General features: G+C 53.1%; 19 protein-coding genes. 10 read left to right on the top strand and 9 right to left on the bottom strand.

Annotation, left to right across the window (positions count from 1 at the left end):
• Positions 1 to 20: 20 nt before the first annotated feature.
• The gene (locus tag B9Z32_RS07325; protein ID WP_108420592.1) at positions 21 to 2447 is read right to left on the bottom strand and encodes a DNA translocase FtsK; all 2427 of its coding nucleotides are present in this window, start codon (positions 2445 to 2447) and stop codon (positions 21 to 23) included.
• Between the two features lie 105 nt (positions 2448 to 2552).
• Here B9Z32_RS07325 and trxB point away from each other — a divergent pair, with 105 nt between their 5' ends.
• The 3 genes from trxB to rpmG all read left to right on the top strand — a co-directional run bounded on the left by trxB (position 2553) and on the right by rpmG (position 4175).
• Positions 2553 to 3518, top strand: coding sequence for a thioredoxin-disulfide reductase (gene trxB, locus B9Z32_RS07320; protein WP_108420591.1), 966 nt, complete (start codon positions 2553 to 2555; stop codon positions 3516 to 3518).
• A gap of 232 nt (positions 3519 to 3750) precedes the next feature.
• On the top strand, positions 3751 to 3984 hold the full coding sequence (gene rpmB, locus B9Z32_RS07315) for a 50S ribosomal protein L28 (RefSeq protein ID WP_055361356.1): 234 nt from the start codon (positions 3751 to 3753) through the stop codon (positions 3982 to 3984).
• A gap of 20 nt (positions 3985 to 4004) precedes the next feature.
• Positions 4005 to 4175 carry a 50S ribosomal protein L33 gene (rpmG, locus tag B9Z32_RS07310; RefSeq protein WP_019425810.1) on the top strand — a complete coding sequence of 57 codons (171 nt, stop codon included), beginning with the start codon at positions 4005 to 4007 and terminating at the stop codon, positions 4173 to 4175.
• Positions 4176 to 4415: 240 nt separating this feature from the next.
• On the opposite strand, the gene B9Z32_RS07305 is transcribed toward rpmG, so the two are convergent.
• Positions 4416 to 5621, bottom strand: a complete 1206-nt coding sequence (locus tag B9Z32_RS07305) for a fatty acid desaturase (RefSeq protein ID WP_108420590.1) — start codon at positions 5619 to 5621, stop codon at positions 4416 to 4418.
• A 114-nt stretch (positions 5622 to 5735) separates the two neighbouring features.
• Positions 5736 to 6992 carry an RsmB/NOP family class I SAM-dependent RNA methyltransferase gene (locus B9Z32_RS07300; protein WP_108420589.1) on the bottom strand — a complete coding sequence of 419 codons (1257 nt, stop codon included), beginning with the start codon at positions 6990 to 6992 and terminating at the stop codon, positions 5736 to 5738.
• 41 nt (positions 6993 to 7033) lie between these two features.
• On the opposite strand from B9Z32_RS07300, the gene B9Z32_RS07295 reads away from it, so the two are divergent.
• Positions 7034 to 7288: a DUF1653 domain-containing protein gene (locus B9Z32_RS07295; protein ID WP_108420588.1), complete on the top strand. Its 255-nt coding sequence runs from the start codon at positions 7034 to 7036 to the stop codon at positions 7286 to 7288.
• On the opposite strand, the gene purN is transcribed toward B9Z32_RS07295, so the two are convergent.
• A complete protein-coding gene (gene purN, locus B9Z32_RS07290; protein WP_108420587.1) occupies positions 7254 to 7868 on the bottom strand; it encodes a phosphoribosylglycinamide formyltransferase in 615 nt (204 codons plus the stop codon). The two genes, B9Z32_RS07295 and purN, sit on opposite strands and share 35 nt — an antisense overlap.
• 126 nt (positions 7869 to 7994) lie before the next feature.
• Here purN and B9Z32_RS07285 point away from each other — a divergent pair, with 126 nt between their 5' ends.
• On the top strand, positions 7995 to 9176 hold the full coding sequence (locus B9Z32_RS07285) for an acyl-CoA dehydrogenase family protein (RefSeq protein WP_108420586.1): 1182 nt from the start codon (positions 7995 to 7997) through the stop codon (positions 9174 to 9176).
• 26 nt (positions 9177 to 9202) lie between these two features.
• The gene (locus B9Z32_RS07280; protein WP_108420585.1) at positions 9203 to 10318 is read left to right on the top strand and encodes an acyl-CoA dehydrogenase family protein; all 1116 of its coding nucleotides are present in this window, start codon (positions 9203 to 9205) and stop codon (positions 10316 to 10318) included.
• Between the two features lie 3 nt (positions 10319 to 10321).
• On the opposite strand, the gene B9Z32_RS07275 is transcribed toward B9Z32_RS07280, so the two are convergent.
• Positions 10322 to 10879 carry an HNH endonuclease gene (locus B9Z32_RS07275; protein WP_108421071.1) on the bottom strand — a complete coding sequence of 186 codons (558 nt, stop codon included), beginning with the start codon at positions 10877 to 10879 and terminating at the stop codon, positions 10322 to 10324.
• 109 nt (positions 10880 to 10988) lie between these two features.
• On the opposite strand from B9Z32_RS07275, the gene B9Z32_RS07270 reads away from it, so the two are divergent.
• The 3 genes from B9Z32_RS07270 to lspA all read left to right on the top strand — a co-directional run bounded on the left by B9Z32_RS07270 (position 10989) and on the right by lspA (position 15468).
• Entirely contained in the window at positions 10989 to 11996 is a 1008-nt protein-coding gene (locus tag B9Z32_RS07270; protein WP_108420584.1) for a bifunctional riboflavin kinase/FAD synthetase, read from the top strand.
• 29 nt (positions 11997 to 12025) lie between these two features.
• Positions 12026 to 14881, top strand: coding sequence for an isoleucine--tRNA ligase (gene ileS / locus B9Z32_RS07265; protein ID WP_108420583.1), 2856 nt, complete (start codon positions 12026 to 12028; stop codon positions 14879 to 14881).
• 83 nt (positions 14882 to 14964) lie between these two features.
• Complete coding sequence (lspA, locus tag B9Z32_RS07260) at positions 14965 to 15468, top strand: signal peptidase II (RefSeq protein ID WP_108421070.1); 504 nt, start codon at positions 14965 to 14967, stop codon at positions 15466 to 15468.
• Positions 15469 to 15471: 3 nt separating this feature from the next.
• Here the strand turns inward: lspA and B9Z32_RS07255 are convergent, their stop codons facing one another.
• Positions 15472 to 16455, bottom strand: a complete 984-nt coding sequence (locus B9Z32_RS07255; RefSeq protein WP_108420582.1) for a quinone oxidoreductase — start codon at positions 16453 to 16455, stop codon at positions 15472 to 15474.
• 103 nt (positions 16456 to 16558) lie between these two features.
• Here B9Z32_RS07255 and B9Z32_RS07250 point away from each other — a divergent pair, with 103 nt between their 5' ends.
• Positions 16559 to 17458 (top strand): DMT family transporter, encoded by a 900-nt coding sequence (locus B9Z32_RS07250; RefSeq protein ID WP_108420581.1) that lies wholly within the window; start codon positions 16559 to 16561, stop codon positions 17456 to 17458.
• Between the two features lies 1 nt (position 17459).
• Here B9Z32_RS07250 and B9Z32_RS07245 read toward each other — a convergent pair whose 3' ends face one another.
• From B9Z32_RS07245 to B9Z32_RS07235, 3 genes are read right to left on the bottom strand one after another with little or no spacing between them, the layout of a single operon-like run.
• Positions 17460 to 18257 (bottom strand): SDR family oxidoreductase, encoded by a 798-nt coding sequence (locus tag B9Z32_RS07245; protein ID WP_108420580.1) that lies wholly within the window; start codon positions 18255 to 18257, stop codon positions 17460 to 17462.
• A gap of 52 nt (positions 18258 to 18309) precedes the next feature.
• Positions 18310 to 19224: a DMT family transporter gene (locus B9Z32_RS07240; protein WP_108420579.1), complete on the bottom strand. Its 915-nt coding sequence runs from the start codon at positions 19222 to 19224 to the stop codon at positions 18310 to 18312.
• Entirely contained in the window at positions 19221 to 20843 is a 1623-nt protein-coding gene (locus B9Z32_RS07235; RefSeq protein ID WP_108420578.1) for a gamma-glutamyltransferase family protein, read from the bottom strand. The genes B9Z32_RS07240 and B9Z32_RS07235 overlap by 4 nt, the downstream gene beginning before the upstream one ends.
• Positions 20844 to 20845: the final 2 nt, after the last annotated feature.

Here is a 20845-nt window from a genome sequence, read left to right as displayed (position 1 = left end):
AGGTGCAATGGATAGAAGGTTTATTCGGTGCGCGCTGGCACCAATATTTCACGCTGACCACTGCTGCTCATGGAACTGACCAGCCCTGCTTTTTCCATTTCTTCAACCAGACGTGCAGCACGGTTGTAGCCAATTTTCAAGTGGCGTTGCACCAATGAAATACTGGCTTTGCGATTTTTCAAAACCACCTCGACGGCTTGGTCGTACATGGGGTCTTTTTCAGTATCGGCACTGTCGCCATAACCGGTGTCTTCGCCATCGGTGGTGCCACCTTCCAGCACGCCCTCAATGTAGTCTGGCTCACCTTGCGTTTTCAAATAACTCACCACACGGTGAACTTCTTCGTCGCTCACAAAGGCGCCGTGCACGCGAATGGGGAAACCCGTTCCTGAAGGCATGTAAAGCATATCGCCCATACCAAGCAATGCTTCTGCACCCATCTGGTCCAAAATAGTTCGGCTATCAATTTTGCTAGAAACTTGGAAAGCAATTCGCGTCGGAATGTTGGCTTTGATCAAGCCTGTAATCACATCTACGCTAGGGCGTTGTGTGGCCAAAATCAAATGGATGCCAGCCGCACGTGCTTTCTGTGCCAAGCGCGCAATGAGTTCTTCAATTTTCTTGCCCACCACCATCATCAAGTCTGCCAATTCATCGATCACCACCACGATGTGCGGCAAACGCTTGAGCGGCTCGGGGTCATCGGGTGTCAGGCTGAACGGATTCAAAATGAACTCTTCACGTTCTGCGGCGTCGTCAATTTTGGTGTTGTAACCCGCCAAGTTGCGCACACCCATTTTGCTCATCAACTTGTAACGGCGTTCCATTTCACCCACGCACCAATTGAGGCCGTGAGCGGCTTGTCGCATGTCGGTGACCACAGGCGCCAGCAAATGCGGAATGCCTTCGTAAACCGACATCTCAAGCATTTTGGGATCGATCATGAGCAAGCGAACATCACGCGCTTCGGCTTTGTAAAGCAAAGACAAAATCATGGCGTTGATACCCACTGACTTACCAGAGCCCGTGGTACCTGCTACCAACACGTGAGGCATCTTGGCCAAATCGGCCACCACGGGGTTGCCCACAATGTCTTTGCCCAAACCCATGGTGAGCATTGACTTGGCTTCGTTGTAAACCTGCGAGCCCAAAATTTCGCTCAGCTTGATGGACTGGCGCTTGGCATTGGGCAATTCCAAGGCCATGTAGTTTTTGCCCGGTATGGTTTCAACCACGCGAATAGAAATCAGGCTGAGTGAGCGTGCCAAGTCTTTGGCCAAATTGACCACTTGCGAGCCCTTCACACCGGTGGCAGGCTCAATCTCGTAGCGGGTAATGACAGGGCCTGGCGCAGCGGCCACCACGCGCACTTCAACGCCAAAATCTTTCAGGCGCTTTTCAATCATGCGGCTGGTCATTTCGAGTGTTTCTGGTGCCACACCCTCTTGGCGCTGCGTGAGGCTGTCAAGCAAATCAACTTGTGGCAGTTTGCTATCTGGCAACTCATTGAACAAAGGTTTTTGGCGTTCTTTGACCACACGTTCACTGCGCGGCACGGCTGTCACGGTAGGCTCAATGACCATCGGTGCAACAGGTTCAGCAAATACAGGTGCAGCCACGCCTGCTGCTGCAAACAAAGGCTTCTCTTCGAATTCATTTCCGAAGGGATGCAGTTGCGGTTCAACCGGTAATTTAGATTGAAGTTGTTCACGCTCGCGCAGAGCTTGTTGGCCCATGGCCAAGTCTTCCTCCATCTCGCGCTTAACCTGACGTGATTGCATCAGGCCATCGATCTTGGCGCCCAATGATTCACACACTTGCCCCCAAGAAAAACCAAAGGCCCAACCCATGCCCAAGGCAATGCACACAATTTCAATCAGGCTTGAACCATTGAAGCCCAACCACTTCAAAGAGAAGTGCCCCACGGCATACCCTAGGGCGCCACCACTGGTGCCTGGCAACATGGCGTCCCAGCGCGTGAGCCGCGCCCACTCAAGAGCACAGCTAGACGACATGAGCACGAACAAGCCCACCCAAAAAATAAGACGGGTTTTCCAATTGGACTCAGATTCCTTGTATGAAGAACTTTGAGCGGACTCATCTGTGCGCAACCAATTGGCCCACGCAATGAGCCAAAAACGGCCCAGAATGGCCACCAACCACCACGCTGAGTAACCAAAGCAAAAGTACATGCCATCGGCCAACCAGGCACCCACCAGCCCCATCCAGTTGCGCACAGGGCCACCCAAACCTGAACCCGACCAAGAAGGATCTTTGGGACTGAAGCTGAACATGGACAAAACCAACAGCAACAAGGCAGCCGCCCCCAAGAAAAGAACGATTTCCTGAGTAAAGCGCATCAAGCCAATGCCCCCGTTGAACTCGCCTTTGGAGTCTGATTCGGTGCTGCCGGTTGGGTTGGTGAGGGTGCGAAGTGAGTAGGTCATGGTCTAACCCTCAAGCTTACCCGATAGACCTCCACAAACAGACATTTCACAAGCTTCTTACAATGGCGTTTTAGCGTTTTCCCGAATTCATCAGGTTTCCACAATATGTCCAATCTCGTTCCCACTCAACATGCCAAAGTTTTGATCCTAGGTTCAGGGCCTGCCGGCTATACCGCCGCTGTGTATGCTGCCCGCGCCAACTTGAAACCTTTGCTCATTACCGGCATTGCTCAAGGCGGCCAACTCATGACCACCACGGAAGTGGACAACTGGCCAGCCGACGTCCATGGCGTGCAAGGCCCCGACCTGATGCAACGCTTTTTGGAGCATGCTGAGCGCTTCAACACCCAAATTGTGTTTGACCACATCAACAAAGTCGACTTCAGCAAGCGTCCCTTTACCTTGACAGGTGACAGCGGTGTTTACACCTGTGATTCCCTCATCATTGCCACCGGCGCCTCAGCCAAATACCTTGGCATCGATTCCGAGACGGCCTTCATGGGACGCGGTGTCTCAGGTTGCGCAACTTGCGATGGTTTCTTTTACAAAGAGCAGGTCTGCTGCGTGGTGGGCGGTGGCAATACCGCTGTGGAAGAGGCTTTGTACCTGTCCAACATTGCCAGCAAGGTGTACCTCATTCACCGCCGCGACAAGTTCAAAGCGGAGCCCATCTTGGTCGATAAATTGATGGACAAAGTGGCCGCAGGCAAAATTGTGTTGCAAACCTTCCAAACCTTGGAAGAAGTGCTGGGCGACAACACCGGCGTCACAGGCGTGCGTTTGAAGTCCACCAAAGACGGCTCCTTGCAAGATTTGGAACTCAAAGGCTGCTTCATTGCCATTGGCCATGCCCCCAACACCGAGATTTTCCAGGGCCAATTGACCATGGACAATGGGTACATCGTGACCCAAAGCGGCCTCAAGGGCTTTGCCACCATGACCAGCGTGCCCGGCGTATTTGCTGCCGGTGACGTGCAAGATCACGTTTACCGTCAGGCCATTACCAGCGCAGGTACGGGCTGTATGGCGGCCTTGGATGCTCAGCGCTTTTTGGAACAAGAAGGCGCTTAAACCATCTTTTTACCAATTTGGACTTGGCCAGCTCCTAAAAAGCTGGCTATAATCCAAGGCTTTGTCGAGTACTCCTTCTTGGGATCTCTACAAAATGGGTTACCGCCACCCTTCTGGCGAGGTGAGGCTGGAGCGCCTTAAGTTTTGCACGCTGCTTAGATTGAATCAAATCAAGCTGTTATCGCAAAGCTGATCAGGCACCAGCTGTTGATAAAAGTATCGGAGTGTCCACATGGCACGTGTCTGCGACGTAACGGGCAAAGGCCCCATGGTCGGAAACAATGTTTCCCACGCCAACAACAAAACCAAGCGCCGGTTCCTGCCGAACCTGCAATACCGTCGTTTCTGGGTAGAAAGCGAAAACCGTTGGGTGCGCCTGCGCGTTTCCAGCGCTGCTTTGCGCCTGATCGACAAAAATGGCATTGATGCCGTTCTCGCAGACCTGCGCGAACGCGGTCAAGCCTAAACCCCCACAGGAGCACCATCATGGCAAGCAAAGGCGGACGCGAAAAAATCAAGCTGGAATCTACAGCTGGAACTGGTCACTTTTACACAACCAGCAAGAACAAGAAAACAATGCCCGAGAAAATGTCGATCATGAAGTTCGACCCAAAAGCTCGCAAGCACGTTGAGTACAAGGAAATCAAACTGAAGTAATTCAGTTTGACCCATAAAAAAGCCCGCTGTTGCGGGCTTTTTTGTTGCTGGAGAAATTTAATTGGGGTCATTTAATTGGGGTCAGATCAACATTAATTTGGTCATTTAAAGGGGATAAAGACTAAGGGGGGCTTCCTCATACTGGAGTACCAGAAATCGTTCAGCCCCCCTTAGTCTTTATCCCCTTTAAATGGAAATTAATGTTGATCTGACCCCAATTAAATTAGCTACCCCGACCGATTAAGCGCGGGCAGCGCGAAGTTTGGTGGAGAACTCTTGCAACGCTGCAATGCCGCTGTCTTCAGCGCGTTTGCACCATGCTTGCAAATCAAGGGCAAGTTGTTCGCGGTTGTGGGATGTGTTGAGCCAAATTTGACGCAGCTCTTCACGCATGGCCAACATTTTGTCGAGCACAGGGTAGGCCGCCAAAGTAGCACTCAAGGGCGCTTGTGCTTCTGCTGGCACCTTGTCGCCATCGCGGTGAATCCAACGTGAAGCGACTTTCAAAATGCTGGCGTCCAACTTGGCGTTGGCCACTTCCTGACGAAACACCGTGCGCATTTGACGGGCATAACCGGCCATCACTTCATAGCGGTTGGCGATGAGTGCTTCCAAGGTTTTTTCATCGGCCACGGGGCGAACTTCGCCATAAGCCAAAACAGGCGGCTTCTTTTTCACAGTGGCCAAGCCGAAGAATTGCAAGATGCAGATGTAGACCCAACCCAGATCGAACTCATAGGGCTTGACCGACAACTTGGCCGATGTTGGGTAGGTGTGATGGTTGTTGTGCAACTCTTCGCCGCCAATGAGAATGCCCCAAGGTGAAATGTTTGCGCTGGCGTCATGCGCTTCAAAATTGCGATAGCCCCAGTAGTGAGCAGCACCATTGATGATGCCGGCCGCAGTAATGGGAATCCAAGCCATTTGCACAGCCCACACAGTGAGGCCCAAAGCGCCAAACAAGGCCACATCGATGATCAACATCAGTGCCACGCCTTGCCATGAAAAACGCGAATAAACATTGCGCTCCATCCAGTCGTCGGGCGTGCCATGACCGTAGCGGCTGAGCGTTTCTTTGTTTTTGGATTCTTTTCGATACAACTCAGCACCCTTGAAAAGCACGGTTCTGATGCCGTGCACATGCGGGCTGTGTGGGTCTTCGGCTTGTTCGCACTTGGCGTGGTGCTTGCGGTGAATGGCCGCCCACTCTTTGGTGACTTGTCCTGTGGTCATCCAAAGCCAAAAGCGGAAAAAGTGCGATGCAATGGGGTGCAAATCCAAAGACCTGTGTGCCTGGTGACGGTGCAGGAAAATGGTCACGCTGGCAATGGTGACGTGCGTCAGGCCCAAAATGACAAACAAAATTTGCCAGCCGGAAAAGTCCAAAAGGCCATTGGCCAGCCAGTCAATGGTTGCGTCAAATACAGCCGAGTCGATGAACAACATGCAGTCGCTTTCTAATTGAGGATGCCCTTTCAGGCAATCCTGTTATTTTAAGTTTTTCGAGTTGATATTGACAGTTATTTCATGGAATAAGGTCAAAAGTTAGCGCTTTAGAATTCACTTTCGAACCCATACAGCGGCAAAGAATCCATCGGTGCCTTGGCGATGTGGCCAGAGTCGCAAAAAATCGCCTTGGCACAAGCTTTGAGCATTGGCTACTTTCAAGCGAGTGAGTTCATCCATGACAGGCAAGACAACGAAGTCGGGGTGTGAATTTGAAAACGCATTGGCAATGTCTTCATTTTCTTGTGGCAGCACACTGCAAGTGGCGTAAACCAAGCGCCCACCCGATTTAAGCAAGCGTGCTGCGCTGTCCAAAATAGCCGTTTGAGTAGCCGCCACACTGGCGATGCCCTCTGGCTTTTGCCGCCATTTCAAATCGGGGTTGCGACGCAGAGTGCCCAAGCCAGAGCATGGGGCGTCAACCAACACCCGATCAATTTTCCCTGCCAAGCGTTTGATCCGGTCATCACGCTCATGGGCAATGGCAGCAGGATGCACATTGGACAACTGGCTTCGCGCCAAGCGAGGCTTTAAAGCATCCAAGCGATGTGCCGAGGTGTCCATGGCATAGAGGCGGCCTGTATTGCGCATCGAGGCCCCAATGGCCAGTGTTTTGCCGCCCGCGCCTGCGCAAAAATCGACCACCATTTCACCGCGATGAGCGTCGAGCAAAAGTGCCAACAACTGTGAGCCTTCGTCTTGGACTTCAATCGCACCGCGTTCAAAGGCTTTGACTTTGGCCAATGAGGGCTTGCCCTGCAACCGCAAACCCCAAGGTGAATAAGGCGTGGGCTGACACACAATGCCCGCTGCGGTCAATTCCTTTTGAACGTCAGCGCGCTTTTCGTTCAAATCGTTCACGCGCAAATCCAAAGTGCCTGGCTCCAGAAAACTCTTGGCCAAGGCTTCAAACTCATCACCCAATTGATCCTTGAGCGGACGCGCCAACCAATCGGGCAAGTTGTGAATGTGCTGCGACATCAAGTCGGATGGCTGAATGCTGTCACACATGTCGAGCCATTTTTTTTCGGTGTCGTTGAGGGCACTTTTGACAAAGTCGCGAGGACCCGCAAAGCCCAGTATGGCCAAGCGTCTTTCTTTGGCACCACTGCCAGAGCGAGCCATGTGCTCAAACAACAATTTTTTGCGAAGTACTTGAAATACCGTCTCGGACAAAGTGGCACGCTCACGCGGACCCAAATTGCGGTTGTCACGGAAAAATCGTGATACCACCGCATCTGCCGGGTGGTTAAATTGGAGTGTGAGCCTGACCAATTCGGCACAGGCATCTAACAAGGCTTTAGGATGCATAGCCTCTATTGTCCCACTGCTATGCAGATTCGAGAGATTCCATGCAAGAAGAAACCTTACCGCCCCTCATCATCACGCCACCAGGCTACTACCGCCATTACAAAAATTTGTTGTACCAAGTGCTTGGTACTGTGAGACACAGCGAATCGTTGGAGCCCATGACTTTGTACAAAGCGCTTTATGGCGAGCAAGGCTTGTGGGTACGCCCTGCGGCCATGTTCAACGAAAGCGTCAACATCGATGGCGTGGTGCAACCGCGTTTTACATGGCTTGGCGAGAAGCTTCCTCAAGCTTGAAAAAATCAAGCACGGCCTTGGGATAAATCAGGTGCTCTTGCGTCAGTACCCTGGCCGCTAAGTCTGCGGCTGTATCCTGCGCCAAAACTGGCACCACCGCCTGAGCCAATATGTGTCCGTGGTCTAGCTCTGGCGTTACCTGGTGCACGGTAGCGCCAGCAAACTTGCAGCCTGCATCAATGGCTCTTTGATGGGTATTGAGTCCGGTGAAGGCAGGCAGCAAGGAAGGGTGAATGTTAATTAAGCGACCGGCGTAATGCGCCACAAATGTAGGAGACAAAATTCGCATGAAACCTGCCAACACCACCAAATGAGGGGCATGCACATCGATGCGTTTGAGCAAGGCTTGGTCAAAATCTTCCCTGCTTGCAAATTGTGTGTGCTCCAGTACTTCCGTTTGAATGTCGGCAAACTCTGAACACGATTGGAGCCATGCAAGGCCAGATGCTTGAGCCTTGTTGCTGATGACCGCTGAAATTTGAATACCCAAACGCTCTGACCAACGCTGCTGGTGGGCTGCTTGAACAATGGCCGCCATGTTGGAGCCAGCGCCTGAAATGAGAATCACGATGTTTTTCACACTGGGATTATCCCTGTTCACACCCCCTAAATTGCAATTTGTCGCAGCCAAGACACCGCATTTGCGCACGGTCGTGCTAAAAACGCTCTTTTCACCTTTCACTGGCTTTGACCGGAGACTCATTTCATGGATTTGGCATTCACACCCGAAGAACTCGCGTTTCGCGAGGAAATTCGCACTTGGGTAAAAGCAAACTTACCCGCTGACATTTCACAAAAAGTGCACAGCGCAATGCGCCTGACACGAGATGATATGCAACGTTGGGCCAAAATTTTGGGCAAAAAAGGATGGCTGGGTTGGGGCTGGCCTGAGCAATTTGGTGGGCCAGGCTGGAACGCAGTTCAAAAGCACTTGTTCGAAGAAGAATGCGCCTTGGCGGGAGCCCCTCGCGTGGTGCCATTTGGCCCCGTCATGGTGGCGCCCGTCATCATGGCCTTTGGCAATGCCGAACAACAAAAACGCTTCTTGCCTGGCATTGCAAGTGGCGAAGTGTGGTGGAGCCAAGGCTATAGCGAACCAGGCTCTGGCTCCGACTTGGCCTCTCTCAAAACACGTGCAGAGCGTGTAGGCGATAAGTACATCGTCAACGGTCAAAAAACATGGACCACCTTGGGCCAATACGGCGAGTGGATTTTTTGCTTGGTACGCACCAGCAACGAAGGCAAGCCCCAAACCGGCATCTCCTTTTTGTTGATCGACATGAAGACCCCGGGCATCACGGTTCGCCCCATCAAGTTGCTCGACGGCGAATGCGAAGTCAACGAGGTCTGGTTTGACAACGTCGAAGTGTCCGCCGAGAACTTGATCGGTGAAGAAAACAAAGGCTGGAACTACGCCAAGCATTTGTTGGCGCACGAGCGCACCAACATTGCCGATGTGAACCGCGCCAAGCGCGAACTTGAACGCCTCAAGCGTATTGCCAAAGCTGAAGGCGTGTACGACGACATGCGCTTCCGCGATGAAATTTCCAAATTGGAAGTCGACGTCGTGGCCCTCGAAATGTTGGTGCTGCGTGTTTTGTCTGCCGAAAAGTCTGGCAAGAACTCCCTCGACATTGCTGGCCTCTTGAAAATCAGGGGCAGCGAAATTCAACAGCGTTACAGCGAGCTCATGATGTTGGCCGCGGGCCCCTACAGCCTGCCCTTCATCTTTGAAGCCATGGACGCAGGCTGGCAAGGCAATTTCCCAGGTCAAGAAGTGGCCAATGCGCCTTTGGCTGCCAACTATTTCAACATGCGCAAAACCACGATTTACGGCGGCAGCAATGAAGTGCAACGCAACATCGTGGCTCAAGTGGTTTTGGGTTAATTCGTTTAACCGTACAAGGACAGATCATGGATTTCGATTTTTCAGACGACCAAGAACAACTGCGCGATGCAGTGCGCAAATGGGTGGACAAGGGCTATACCTTCGACCGCCGCCGCGAAATTACCAGCGCTGGCGGTTTTGACCGCGCAGCCTACACCGAGCTTGCCGAACTGGGCCTGTGCGGCCTGTATGTGAGTGAAGACCACGGCGGCATGGGCATGGGCCCTGTGGAAGGCATGGTGGTGATGGAAGAGTTGGGCCGCGGCATTGTGATGGAACCCATTCAGCAAGCGCTGATTTCGGGCGCCGTTTTAGAAGGCTACGCAACCGACGCCGTCAAAGCCGAATGGCTGCCAAAAATTGCAGGTGGCGAAGCCATCGTGGTGTTGGCACACCAAGAGCGCAAATCTCGCTACAACACCCACAAGTGCGATGCGCAAGCACAACAGCAAGATGGTCAGTGGCAAGTTTCTGGCACCAAGAGCGTGGTGGCCGTGGGTGACCATGCTGATGCCTTTTTGGTGCCCGCCATGGCAGCCGGCAAACTGGCTTTGTTCTTGGTCGCCAAAGGCGCCAAGGGTGCCGCCACTTCTGGCTATGTGACACAAGATGGCGCTCGCGCCGCCGAGTTGACCCTCAACCAATCACCCGCCAGCTTGGTGACCTTGGATGGCCAAACAGCTTTGAGCCATGCCGTGGACATTGGCATTGCCAGTGTGTGCGCAGAAGCCGTGGGCGTGATGGACAAAACCATGGCCATCACCGTCGACTACATGAACACGCGCAAGCAGTTCAACACCGCCATTGCCACCTTCCAAGCGCTACGTCACCGTGTCGCCGACATGAAAATGCAATTGGAGTTGGGCCGCTCCATGAGCTATTACGCCAGCTTGAAACTGAACATGCCCGCTGCCGAGCGTCACCAAGCCATGGCCCGCGCCAAATTTCAACTTGGCAACTCCATGCGTTTTGTCGGCCAACAGTCTGTGCAGTTGCATGGCGGCATTGGCGTGACGGACGAGTACATTGTGAGCCACTACTTCAAGAAATTGACGCAGTTGGAGATGACCTTTGGCGACACCCTGCATCACTTGGGAGAAGTGTCTGCCAGCATGCAAGAAACAGCTGGCGTATTTGCATAAGGACTAGGCGATCAATCTGGAGTTTTTGGGGACGTGTGCCATCAAAAACTCCATTTGATCAGACAAGATTCTGCGGTTTCGCAAAATGAAATCTTCCCACAGACTTGGCACATAAGGGGTGTAGAGCAATGACATGCCCGCCTGCTCAGGCGTTCGGCTGCTTTTGCGATGGTTGCAAGAGCGACACGCCGTGACCACATTCATCCAATTGTCGATGCCATTTTGTGCAAATGGCACGATATGCTCGCGGGTTAGCTCTGTTTCATGAAATCTCTGGCCGCAATAAGCACACACATTGCGATCACGAATGAACAATTTGCCGTTGGTCAGACCGGGGCGGAGTTCGAATGGATTGATGCCATGAACACCGCGGGTGCCAATGATGCTGTTGACCTTGATGATGGACTGTTCACCCGTGATGGCATTGTGACCACCGCGAAAAACAGCAATTTCTTGACCCGCTTCCCAGCGGACATCTTCGGCTGCGTAATAGACCACAGCTTGTTCCAGAGAAATCCAGGACTGCGGAAGCCCTTGGGCAGACAATTTCAAGACCTTCACAAGCGACTCCATCCAACGGTAAAACCATGACATGAAACGAGAACAGGCCAGCCTTTCTGGTCAGTCACAATATACCCTGTAATCAATTCATTTTTATGACGCACACAGTATGAAGGTATTTCGCGGATTCAACCACCCAGACAGGGCCCAACAATGCGCCTTGACGATCGGTAACTTTGACGGTGTCCACCGCGGCCATCAAGCCATGCTCGCCCTTTTGAAAAACGAAGCTGCGCACCGTGGGGTGCCCAGCTGTGTGATGACTTTCGAGCCACACCCCAGAGATTTTTTTGCCAAGCTGCACAACAAGCCCGAATTAGCACCTGCACGAATTGCAAACCTGCGTGACAAACTGCTAGAACTCGATAGGTGCGGCATTGACCAAGTCGTGGTGGTGCCATTTGACGCAAGCTTAGCAAGTCAAACACCAGAAGACTTCATTCAGTCTGTATTGATCAAGGGTCTGGGTGTTAAATATTTGCTGGTGGGTGATGATTTTCGCTTCGGGGCCAAGCGGGCTGGCGACTACAGCATGCTGGACGCCGCTGGTCAGCGCCTGGGTTTTGATGTGGCGCGAATGAACAGCTACGAAGTGCATGGCCTCAGGGTTTCAAGCTCTGCCGTCAGGGAAGCGCTAGGCCAAGGCGATATGAACGCCGTCGCACGCCTTTTAGGTCGCCCCTACAGTGTCAGCGGCCATGTGGTGCACGGCCGCAAATTGGGCAGGGGCCTCGGCGCCTCGGCAGAGGGGGCCGAGGACGGCTTTCGAACCCTTAATTTGCGCTTTAGCCACTGGAAACCAGCGGCCAGCGGCATTTTCACTGTCGAAGTCCATGGCTTAAGCCCTGAGCCATTGCCAGGCGTGGCCAATTTGGGTATTCGGCCCTCCCTAGACCCTAGCGATGTGAACGGTGGCCGGGTGTTGTTAGAAACTCATTGCCTCAACTGGCCTAGCCACCTTGGGCAAGAAGGGGGCTACAGTAAAATCATCAGAGTTGACTTGCTGCACAAATTACACGACGAACTCAAGTACGACAGTTTCGAAGCCCTCACCGTGGGCATTCAAAAGGACTGCGACGATGCGCGTGCATTTTTTGCCACTAGGCAAAAGGCTTAGCAGGCCCCTACACCATGACGCTTTGAACAATGTCTGAACAAAAAACAAACTACCGTGCCACCCTGAACATGCCCGACACCGCGTTTGCGATGCGTGGCGATTTGCCCAAGCGTGAGCCCGCCTGGGCCAAAGCATGGAGTGACCAAGGCCTGTACAAAAAACTGCGTGTGGCTCGCAAAGGTGCACCCTTGTTTGTGTTGCACGACGGCCCCCCTTACGCCAATGGCAAATTGCACATTGGTCACGCACTGAACAAAGTGCTCAAAGACATGATCGTCAAGTCCAAGCAATTGGCGGGCTTTGATGCGCAATACATTCCAGGCTGGGACTGCCACGGCTTGCCCATTGAAAACGCCATTGAAAAGTTGCACGGCCGCAAACTGAGCCGCGACGACATGCAGGCCAAGAGCCGTGCATTTGCCACCGAACAAATTGACCAACAGCGCGAAGACTTCAAACGCTTGGGTGTGTTGGGCGATTGGGAGCGTCCCTATCGCACCATGGACTTTGCCAACGAAGCCGGCGAAATTCGCGCCTTCAAACGCGTCATTGAGCGTGGCTTTGTTTACCGCGGTTTGAAGCCCGTTTACTGGTGCTTCGATTGCGGCTCCTCTTTGGCCGAGTTCGAAATTGAATACGCCGACAAAAAGAGCGACACCCTAGATGTGGCGTTTGAAGCTGCCGACAACACAGCCGTGGCCAAGGCCTTTGGCATGGACGCACTGCCTGGCCAAACTAAGTCTGCCTTTGCCGTGATCTGGACCACCACCGCATGGACCCTTCCAGCCAACCAAGCTCTGAACGTGAACCCCGAACTGGTTTACGCCTTGGTGAACACCGAAAAAGGCCTGCTGGTGTTGGCCGAGTCTTTGGTGGAAAAATGTTTAGAGCGCTACAAATTGGCAGGCCAAGTGATGGCCACCACGACTGGCAACAAATTGGGCGGCTTGAATTTCAAGCACCCTTTGTACGATGTGCATGAAGGCTACAAACGTTTCTCGCCTGTGTATGTGGCCGAGTACGTGAGTGCGCAAGACGGCACTGGCATTGTTCACTCATCTCCCGCCTATGGTGTGGATGACTTCAACTCTTGCGTGGCCAATGGCTTGGCTTACGACGACATCCTGAACCCGGTTCAAGGCAACGGCAGCTACGCCGAAGACCTGCCCCTGTTTGGTGGCATGAACATTTGGAAAGCCTGCCCCCGCATCATTGAAGTTTTGGGCGAAAGCAATCGCTTGATGGCCACTTATGGCATCACCCACAGCTATCCGCATTGCTGGCGCCACAAAACGCCCGTCATTTACCGTGCAGCGGCGCAATGGTTTGTGCGCATGGACGATGGCCCTGGTGTCTTCACCAAAGACAAAGCGCCCAAGACACTGCGACAGCTGGCCTTGGACGCCATTGACCAAACCAACTTCTACCCCGAAAACGGCAAGACGCGTTTGCGCGACATGATTGCCAACCGACCTGACTGGTGCATTTCACGTCAGCGCAGCTGGGGTGTGCCAGTGCCCTTCTTCTTGCACAAAGACTCGGGTGAGTTGCACCCCCGCACCATGGAAATCATGGACCAAGCCGCCAACATCGTTGAACAAGGTGGCATTGAAGCTTGGAGCCGCGTCACTGCAGAAGAAATTTTGGGTGCAAGCGATGCGCCTAACTACACCAAGAGCACTGACATTTTGGAAGTGTGGTTTGACTCAGGTTCCACCTTCCAACACGTGCTGCGCGGCAGCCACAAAGATGCTTACGATCGCAAGCCTTTTCATGATGCAGGTCCCGAAGCCGACCTGTATTTAGAAGGCCACGACCAACACCGCGGCTGGTTCCACAGCTCTTTGTTGTTGGGTTGCGCACTTTACGATCGCGCGCCTTATCGTGGCTTGCTGACGCATGGCTTTGCCACCGACGGCCAAGGCCGCAAGATGAGCAAGAGCTTGGGCAATGTGGTGGCGCCGCAAGAAATTACCGACAAGATGGGCGCAGAAATTGTGCGCTTGTGGGTGGCCTCCACCGACTACTCTGGCGACCTCAACATTGACGACAAAATTTTGGCGCGCGTGGTCGATGCCTATCGCCGCATTCGCAACACCCTGCGTTTCTTGTTGGCCAACGTGAGCGATTTTGACCCTGCCAATGATGCTGTGGCCGATGCCGATTTATTGGAAATCGATCGCTTTGCCTTGAGCCGTGCGGCGCAATTGCAAGCCGACATCTTGGCGCACTTCAAGGTGTATGAATTCCACCCTGTGGTGTCTAAATTGCAAGTGTATTGCTCTGAAGATTTGGGCGCTTTTTATTTGGACGTGCTCAAGGACCGGCTCTACACCAGTGCACCCAAATCATTGGCGCGTCGCTCTGCTCAAACCGTGCTGTACCGCATTACTCACGGCATGTTGCGTTTGATGGCTCCTTTCTTGAGCTTTACTGCAGAAGAAGCCTGGCAAACCTTTGGCAGCTCTGAGTCAATTTTCATAGAAACCTTCAGCGACCTGGGCAAGCCCGACGATGCGCTGCTGGCCAAGTGGGCCCGCATTCGCGAAATTCGCGATCAAGTGAACAAAGACATTGAAACCTTGCGAGCCGATGGCAAAGTAGGTGCCTCGCTGCAAGCTTGTGTGACGCTGCAAGCAGCACCCGCCGACCACGCACTGCTGGCCAGTTTGGGCCACGATTTGAAGTTTGTATTCATCACCTCCCAACTCGTTTTGGAGACTGGAGACAGCTTGCTTGCCAAAGTATCTGTGAGTGAGGATGTGAAGTGCGAGCGTTGTTGGCACTATGCGCCAGACGTGGGCGTGAACCCAGCACACCCTACTTTGTGCGGGCGCTGCGACAGTAATTTGCATGGCGAAGGTGAAAAGCGATTGTTTGCATGAAGCATGAAGCATGCCGTTGGCCTTCAAATTCAAATCAATTTAAATCACGTCAACTTACTTCTTCATCAACTTACTTCTACACCATGGCAAAAAGTAAAAGTGCATTCAAATCAGGCTCAGGGGTCTGGCTCTGGTTGGGCATTGCACTCATTACCCTGCTGCTAGACCAAGTCACGAAAATTGCAGTGATCGGCTCTTTTCAATTGGGTGAGAGTTTGCCCATGACCTCATTTTTCAACATGGTGCGAGTACACAACCCAGGTGCTGCGTTTTCATTCCTGGCCGACGCGGGCGGTTGGCAGCGTTGGTTTTTTACCGGGTTAGGCACTGTTGCAGCCTTGGTCATGATTTACTTGCTGCGCATGCATGCGGGTCAAACTTTGTTTTGCTTGGCCCTGTCATTGCTTTTAGGTGGCGCAGTTGGCAATGTGATTGACCGTGTGCTTTACAGCCACGTCATTGACTTCCTAGATTTTCACTATGCAGGTTGGCACTTCCCGGCCTTCAATGTGGCCGACAGCGCCATCACCCTTGGCGCAGGCATGCTCATTTTGGATGAGCTGCTGCGCGTGAGGCGAGGCAAATAATTCTCACAGAGTGAGAATGGTGCAACCCGTTGTTTTGCGGGCTTCCAAAGCGCGGTGAGCTTCTTGAACTTGGGCCAGCGGGAAAGTCTGGTCAATGTGAATTTTCACTTTGCCGCTTTGCACCACCGCAAACAAATCATCCGCCATGGCTTGCGTGCTTTCACGCGAAGTAATGTGGCTGAACAAGGTTTGGCGCGTGACATACAAAGAGCCTTTAACGCCCAACATGCCTGGTGCGAACGGTGCCACGGCACCTGAAGCATTGCCAAAACTTGCCATCAAACCCAAGGGGCGCAAGCATTCAAGCGATTTGTCCCAAGTGTCTTTGCCCACTGAGTCATAAACCACTTTCACCCCTTTGCCACCCGTGATTTCTTTCACGCGAGGCAAGAAATCTTCGGTGCTGTAGTTGATGCAGTGCTCAGCGCCATTGGCCAAAGCAAGTTTGCACTTTTCGTCCGAACCCGCGGTACCAATCATGCGAAAGCCCAATGCTTTGCCCCATTGGCAAGCTATCAGGCCCACACCGCCAGCAGCAGCGTGGAACAGCACATGATCGCCTGCTTGCAGACCTTCTGCGGGGCGCGTCTTCATGAGCAAATATTGCGCAGTCAGGCCTTTGAGCATCATGGCGGCGCCAGTTTCAAACGAAATGTCGTCGGGCAGTTTGCACACACACTTTGCCGGCATCACGCGCTCTTCACAGTAGCTGCCGGGGGGTTGGCTGGCATAAGCAGCACGATCGCCTACCTTGAGGTGCGTTACACCCTCGCCCACGGCTTCCACTATGCCTGATGCCTCCATGCCCAACTTCAAGGGCATGGGCAAGGCATACAAGCCGCTGCGTTGGTACACGTCAATGAAGTTCAAACCAATGGCTTTGTGACGAATGCGAATTTCACCTGGGCCAGGTTGACCCACTGTCACGTCAATCAATTTGAGTTGTTCAGGACCACCGTTTTGGTCAATTTGGACGGCTAAGCTCATGGGTTTCTCCAAAAAAATAAAGATGCATTGCCCGCTACTTTGCCACGAATTGAATGTCCCTGCGTGACAACATAGCCCTGGCGTTGCCGTTAAAGTCACGGTCATGACACAAAAACTCTCACCCGGCACTGCCTTGATGCTTACCGTCCCGCCCTTGCTGTGGGCAGGCAATGCCGTGGTGGGCCGCTTGATCAGCGACTTGGTGCCGCCCATTACGCTCAATTTTTTGCGCTGGAGCATTGCCTTTCTCATTTTGCTTCCCATGGCAGGGCACTTGCTCAAACCGCAAAGTGCCCTGTGGCCACACTGGCGTCGATTTGCTTTACTCAGCCTGCTTGGCGTCGGGTGCTACAACGCGCTCCAATATTTGGCACTGCAAACCTCTACACCGCTCAACGTCACACTGGTGGCCGCCAGCACACCTGTGTTCATGCTGGCCATCGGTGCCTTGTTCTTTAAGACGCCCGTTCGGCGTGCTCAATGGCTGGGTGCAGCCCTCTCCATTGCTGGGGTATTGAAGGTGTTATCACGTGGCGATTGGCAACAACTTTTGCAGGTGAGTTTTGTGGTGGGTGATATCTATATTTTGCTGGCCACTGCGTGCTGGGCTATTTACAGTTGGTTGCTCACCCAACGCAATGAGCCAGACGAAATTCGCAACCATTGGGCTGCATTTCTCATGGCTCAGGTTGTTTTTGGTTTGGGATGGGCAGGACTGTTTTCGGGAGCTGAATGGGCTCTCACAGACGCTCACATCGTTTGGGGGCCTACCCTTTTTATGGCGCTGGCATTTGTGTCTGTGGGGCCCGCCGTTTTAGCCTACAGATGCTGGGGCTTGGGCGTGCAAACAGCAGGCCCAGCGGTGGCTGGTTTTTTTGCCAACCTCACGCCGCTGTTTGCCGCCATCATGTCGAGTGTTTTCTTAGGCGAGTTGCCACAGTACTATCACGTTGTGGCTTTTGGCCTCATTGTGAGTGGTATCTGGGTGTCGTCTAAACGCTAACTCAGTAGGTGCCTGGATAAGCACCACCATCGGTCAAGAAATTTTGGCCCGTGATGTAGGAGGCCTGCAGGCTGCAAATGAACGCACACAGTGCACCAAATTCTTGGGGGGTACCGTATCGGCCAGCTGGCACTTGAGCTTGGTGTTGGGCGCGAATTTCAGCAACAGACTGACCCGTTTTTTGCGCTGTGGCTTCCACTGTGCTGCGAATGCGATCGGTGTCGAACTTACCGGGCAAGATGTTGTTGATGGTGACACCTTGTGCTGCAATTTTGGTACGTGCCACACCCGCCACAAAACCTGTCAAACCGCTTCGTGCACCGTTGGACAATCCCAAAATATCAATGGGTGATTTGACCGAACTGGAAGTGATGTTGACGATGCGGCCAAATCCTCGAGCGGCCATGCCATCGACTGTTGCTTTGATGAGTTCGATGGGGGTGAGCATGTTGGCATCAACCGCCTTGATCCAAGCTTCACGGTCCCAATTGCGAAAGTCGCCTGGAGGAGGTCCGCCTGCATTGGTGACCACGATGTCAAAGTCTTTGCCCGGGCCGCCTGCTACGGAGAACAAGGCCGCACGGCCAGCTTCTGTCGTGATGTCGGCTGCCACCGGAATGAGCTGTACGCCAGGCGCTTCTTTTTTGAGGTCTGCGACGGCTTGGTTCAAAACCTCAGCGCCACGGGCCACCATGACCACATTCACACCTTCCAGCGCCAGCGCACGAGCACAGCCCCAACCTAAACCTTTGCTCGCACCGCCCACCAAAGCCCATTTGCCCTTAATGCCTAAATCCATGATGACTCCTTGAAAATGAATGACCCACTGGGTCTGTTGATATCTTTTGATGTTACTGAATTTGATTCGTTTGCTTTGGCCCTTGGGTGACCCAAAACACGCCGCCCAAAACCAAAGCGGTTCCCGTCAAAATCCACATGTTGAAAGTTTCGTTCAACCAGAAAACGCCCATGGTGAGTGTGGACATAGGCCCAATCATGCCAATTTGTGAAGTAAGCCCTGGCCCAATTCTTTCAATGGCCATCATCACCATGAGTACCGGCAAGACCGTACAGGCTGTCGCGTTCAACACGGAAAGCCATATCACTTCGGGCGCCACATTCAATGCCGACATAGGTTTAAGCAACACAAACTGGAGAATGCAAAAAAAGCACGCCACAGTGGTAGCCAACCCCGCCAAGCGCAAGGATCCCAGGCGCTGCACCAATTGACCGCTGTAGCTGAGATAGATGGCATAGGTGACGGCACTGCCAAAAACCAGTGCTGCACCCAAGGGCACGTTGTCACCCACCAAGGAAATCTCATGGCCAAACACCAACAACACGCCGCTGTAACTCACGGCCATGGCCACGGCTTGCCTGGAGGTGATTTTTCTTTGGTAAAGCACCCAACCCAGAATCAATACCAAGGTGGGATTGAGGTACAAAATGAGCCGCTCGAGGGAAGCGCTGATGTATTGCAAACCTAGGAAGTCAAGAAAACTTGAAATGTAATAACCTGAAAATCCCAGACCCAACACGCCCCACCAATCGGCACGGGTGAGCGCTGGCTTGCCTCTGCCTGCCCACCATGCCATGGCAATGAAAAAAGGCACCGCAAACAACATTCGAAACATCACCAAGGTGATGGCGTCGACACCATGGCGATAGGCGAGTTTGACAATAATCGCTTTGCCGCTGAATGCAATCGAACCCGCTGCAGCCAACAGCAAGCCCGTGGTGAATTGAGAAGCTGGGGTTTGCGTCAAAAGCCAACCGCCTGCCCATCTCGCCTTGGATCGGAGGCAGCCACATAACCTTGAACTTTAGGATCACCCATGCGCCAAATAAACTGGCCTGCACCAAAGTCTTGGTAAGAGTCGTTGATGACCTCCAACTCGTGTCCCAAATCGTTCAGGCCTTGTACCGTGCTGCGGTCCATATTGTTTTCAGCATTGATAGACATGCCCGCGTTGTAGCGCCAGCGAGGTGCATCACATGCTGTTTGTGGATTCTGACCATAGTCGAGCATGCGCACCAAGGTTTGCATGTGGCCCTGCGGTTGCATGTTGCCGCCCATCACGCCGTAGCTCATCACAGGCTGACCATTTTTTGTGAGGAAAGCAGGGATGATGGTTTGGAAGGGCTTCTTGCCCGGTGCCACCAAGTTGGCGGCATTGGCGCCATTCAAGTCGGTGCTGAAACCAAAGCCGCGGTTTTGCAAACTGACACCATAAGTGGGCTCAACCACACCCGAGCCAAAGCCCATGTAATTGCTTTGAATGAAGCTCACCATCATGCCATTTTCGTCGGCGGTGGTGAGGTAAATGGTGCCGCCCTTCACTGGATTGCCCGCTTTGAAGTCTTGCGCCTTTTTCATGTCGATGAGTTTGGCACGGCTCTTTAAATAAGCGGGGTCGAGCATCTGCGCAGGTGTGACTTCCATGTAACGTGGATCGGCCACGTAGCGATAGACATCGGCGAAGGCCAACTTCATGGCTTCAATTTGCAAATGCTGAGAATCGATACCATCAACCTTCATGCTGGCAATGTCGAAGTTTTCCAAAATGCCCAAGGCAATCAGCGCCGCAATACCTTGGCCATTGGGCGGGATTTCGTGCAAGGTGTAGCCGCGGTAATTTTGCGCAATGGGCTCAACCCATTCGGGACGGTATTGGGCCAAATCTTGAAGCGACATGGCACCGCCATGCTGCTTGGAAAAACGCACCAGGGCTTCCGCAATTTCGCCTTCATAGAAAGCACGCCCCTTGGTTTCGGCAATGGCGCGCAAACCTTTGGCAGCTGCTTTAAATTGGAACAACTCACCCACATTGGGGGCACGGCCCCAAGGCAAAAAGCTTTCGGCAAAGCCAGGCAACGATTGCAGCAAGGGCGTGGCCGCATCCCATTTTTGCTGAACCACCACAGGCATTAAATAACCTCGCTCTGCAATTTCAATGGCCGGCTCCATGAGATCGGCAAAAGGCAGCTTGCCAAAGCGCTCACTCATGGCCGCCCATGCACCCACGGCGCCTGGTACCGTGACAGAGTCCCAACCTCGCTTGGGCGGATTGACAGCCTCTTTGCCATACTTGTTGTGAAAGTATTCGGGCGTCCAGGCCTGTGGCGCAGGTCCTGATGCGTTCAAGCCATGCAACTTTTGACCATCCCACAAAATACAAAATGCATCAGAGCCCAAACCATTGCTAACCGGTTCTGTGATGGTGATGGCAGCTGCCGCGGCAATGGCAGCATCTACTGCATTGCCACCTTTGAGCATCATGCGCAAACCCGCTTGGGCCGCCAAGGGGTGAGAGGTCGAGACAATGTTGCGGGCAAACTGAGGCAGGCGCGCTGATGAGTAAGGTGTACTGAAATCAAAGTTCATGG

The organism is Limnohabitans sp. MMS-10A-178 (genome assembly GCF_003063375.1).
Taxonomy (GTDB): domain Bacteria; phylum Pseudomonadota; class Gammaproteobacteria; order Burkholderiales; family Burkholderiaceae_C; genus Limnohabitans_A.
The sequence above is the reverse complement of the archived record's forward strand: the minus strand, read 5'-3'. Positions and strand labels throughout refer to the sequence as shown.

Bases quoted from the DNA above. Each gene is read 5' to 3' on its own strand.
- B9Z32_RS07325 (WP_108420592.1), bottom strand. From the start codon at position 2,447: ATGACCTACTCACTTCGCACCCTCACCAACCCAACCGGCAGCACCGAA.
- trxB (WP_108420591.1), top strand. From the start codon at position 2,553: ATGTCCAATCTCGTTCCCACTCAACATGCCAAAGTTTTGATCCTAGGT.
- rpmB (WP_055361356.1), top strand. From the start codon at position 3,751: ATGGCACGTGTCTGCGACGTAACGGGCAAAGGCCCCATGGTCGGAAAC.
- rpmG (WP_019425810.1), top strand. From the start codon at position 4,005: ATGGCAAGCAAAGGCGGACGCGAAAAAATCAAGCTGGAATCTACAGCT.
- B9Z32_RS07305 (WP_108420590.1), bottom strand. From the start codon at position 5,621: ATGTTGTTCATCGACTCGGCTGTATTTGACGCAACCATTGACTGGCTG.
- B9Z32_RS07300 (WP_108420589.1), bottom strand. From the start codon at position 6,992: ATGCATCCTAAAGCCTTGTTAGATGCCTGTGCCGAATTGGTCAGGCTC.
- B9Z32_RS07295 (WP_108420588.1), top strand. From the start codon at position 7,034: ATGCAAGAAGAAACCTTACCGCCCCTCATCATCACGCCACCAGGCTAC.
- B9Z32_RS07285 (WP_108420586.1), top strand. From the start codon at position 7,995: ATGGATTTGGCATTCACACCCGAAGAACTCGCGTTTCGCGAGGAAATT.
- B9Z32_RS07280 (WP_108420585.1), top strand. From the start codon at position 9,203: ATGGATTTCGATTTTTCAGACGACCAAGAACAACTGCGCGATGCAGTG.
- B9Z32_RS07270 (WP_108420584.1), top strand. From the start codon at position 10,989: ATGAAGGTATTTCGCGGATTCAACCACCCAGACAGGGCCCAACAATGC.
- ileS (WP_108420583.1), top strand. From the start codon at position 12,026: ATGTCTGAACAAAAAACAAACTACCGTGCCACCCTGAACATGCCCGAC.
- lspA (WP_108421070.1), top strand. From the start codon at position 14,965: ATGGCAAAAAGTAAAAGTGCATTCAAATCAGGCTCAGGGGTCTGGCTC.
- B9Z32_RS07255 (WP_108420582.1), bottom strand. From the start codon at position 16,455: ATGAGCTTAGCCGTCCAAATTGACCAAAACGGTGGTCCTGAACAACTC.
- B9Z32_RS07250 (WP_108420581.1), top strand. From the start codon at position 16,559: ATGACACAAAAACTCTCACCCGGCACTGCCTTGATGCTTACCGTCCCG.
- B9Z32_RS07245 (WP_108420580.1), bottom strand. From the start codon at position 18,257: ATGGATTTAGGCATTAAGGGCAAATGGGCTTTGGTGGGCGGTGCGAGC.
- B9Z32_RS07235 (WP_108420578.1), bottom strand. From the start codon at position 20,843: ATGAACTTTGATTTCAGTACACCTTACTCATCAGCGCGCCTGCCTCAG.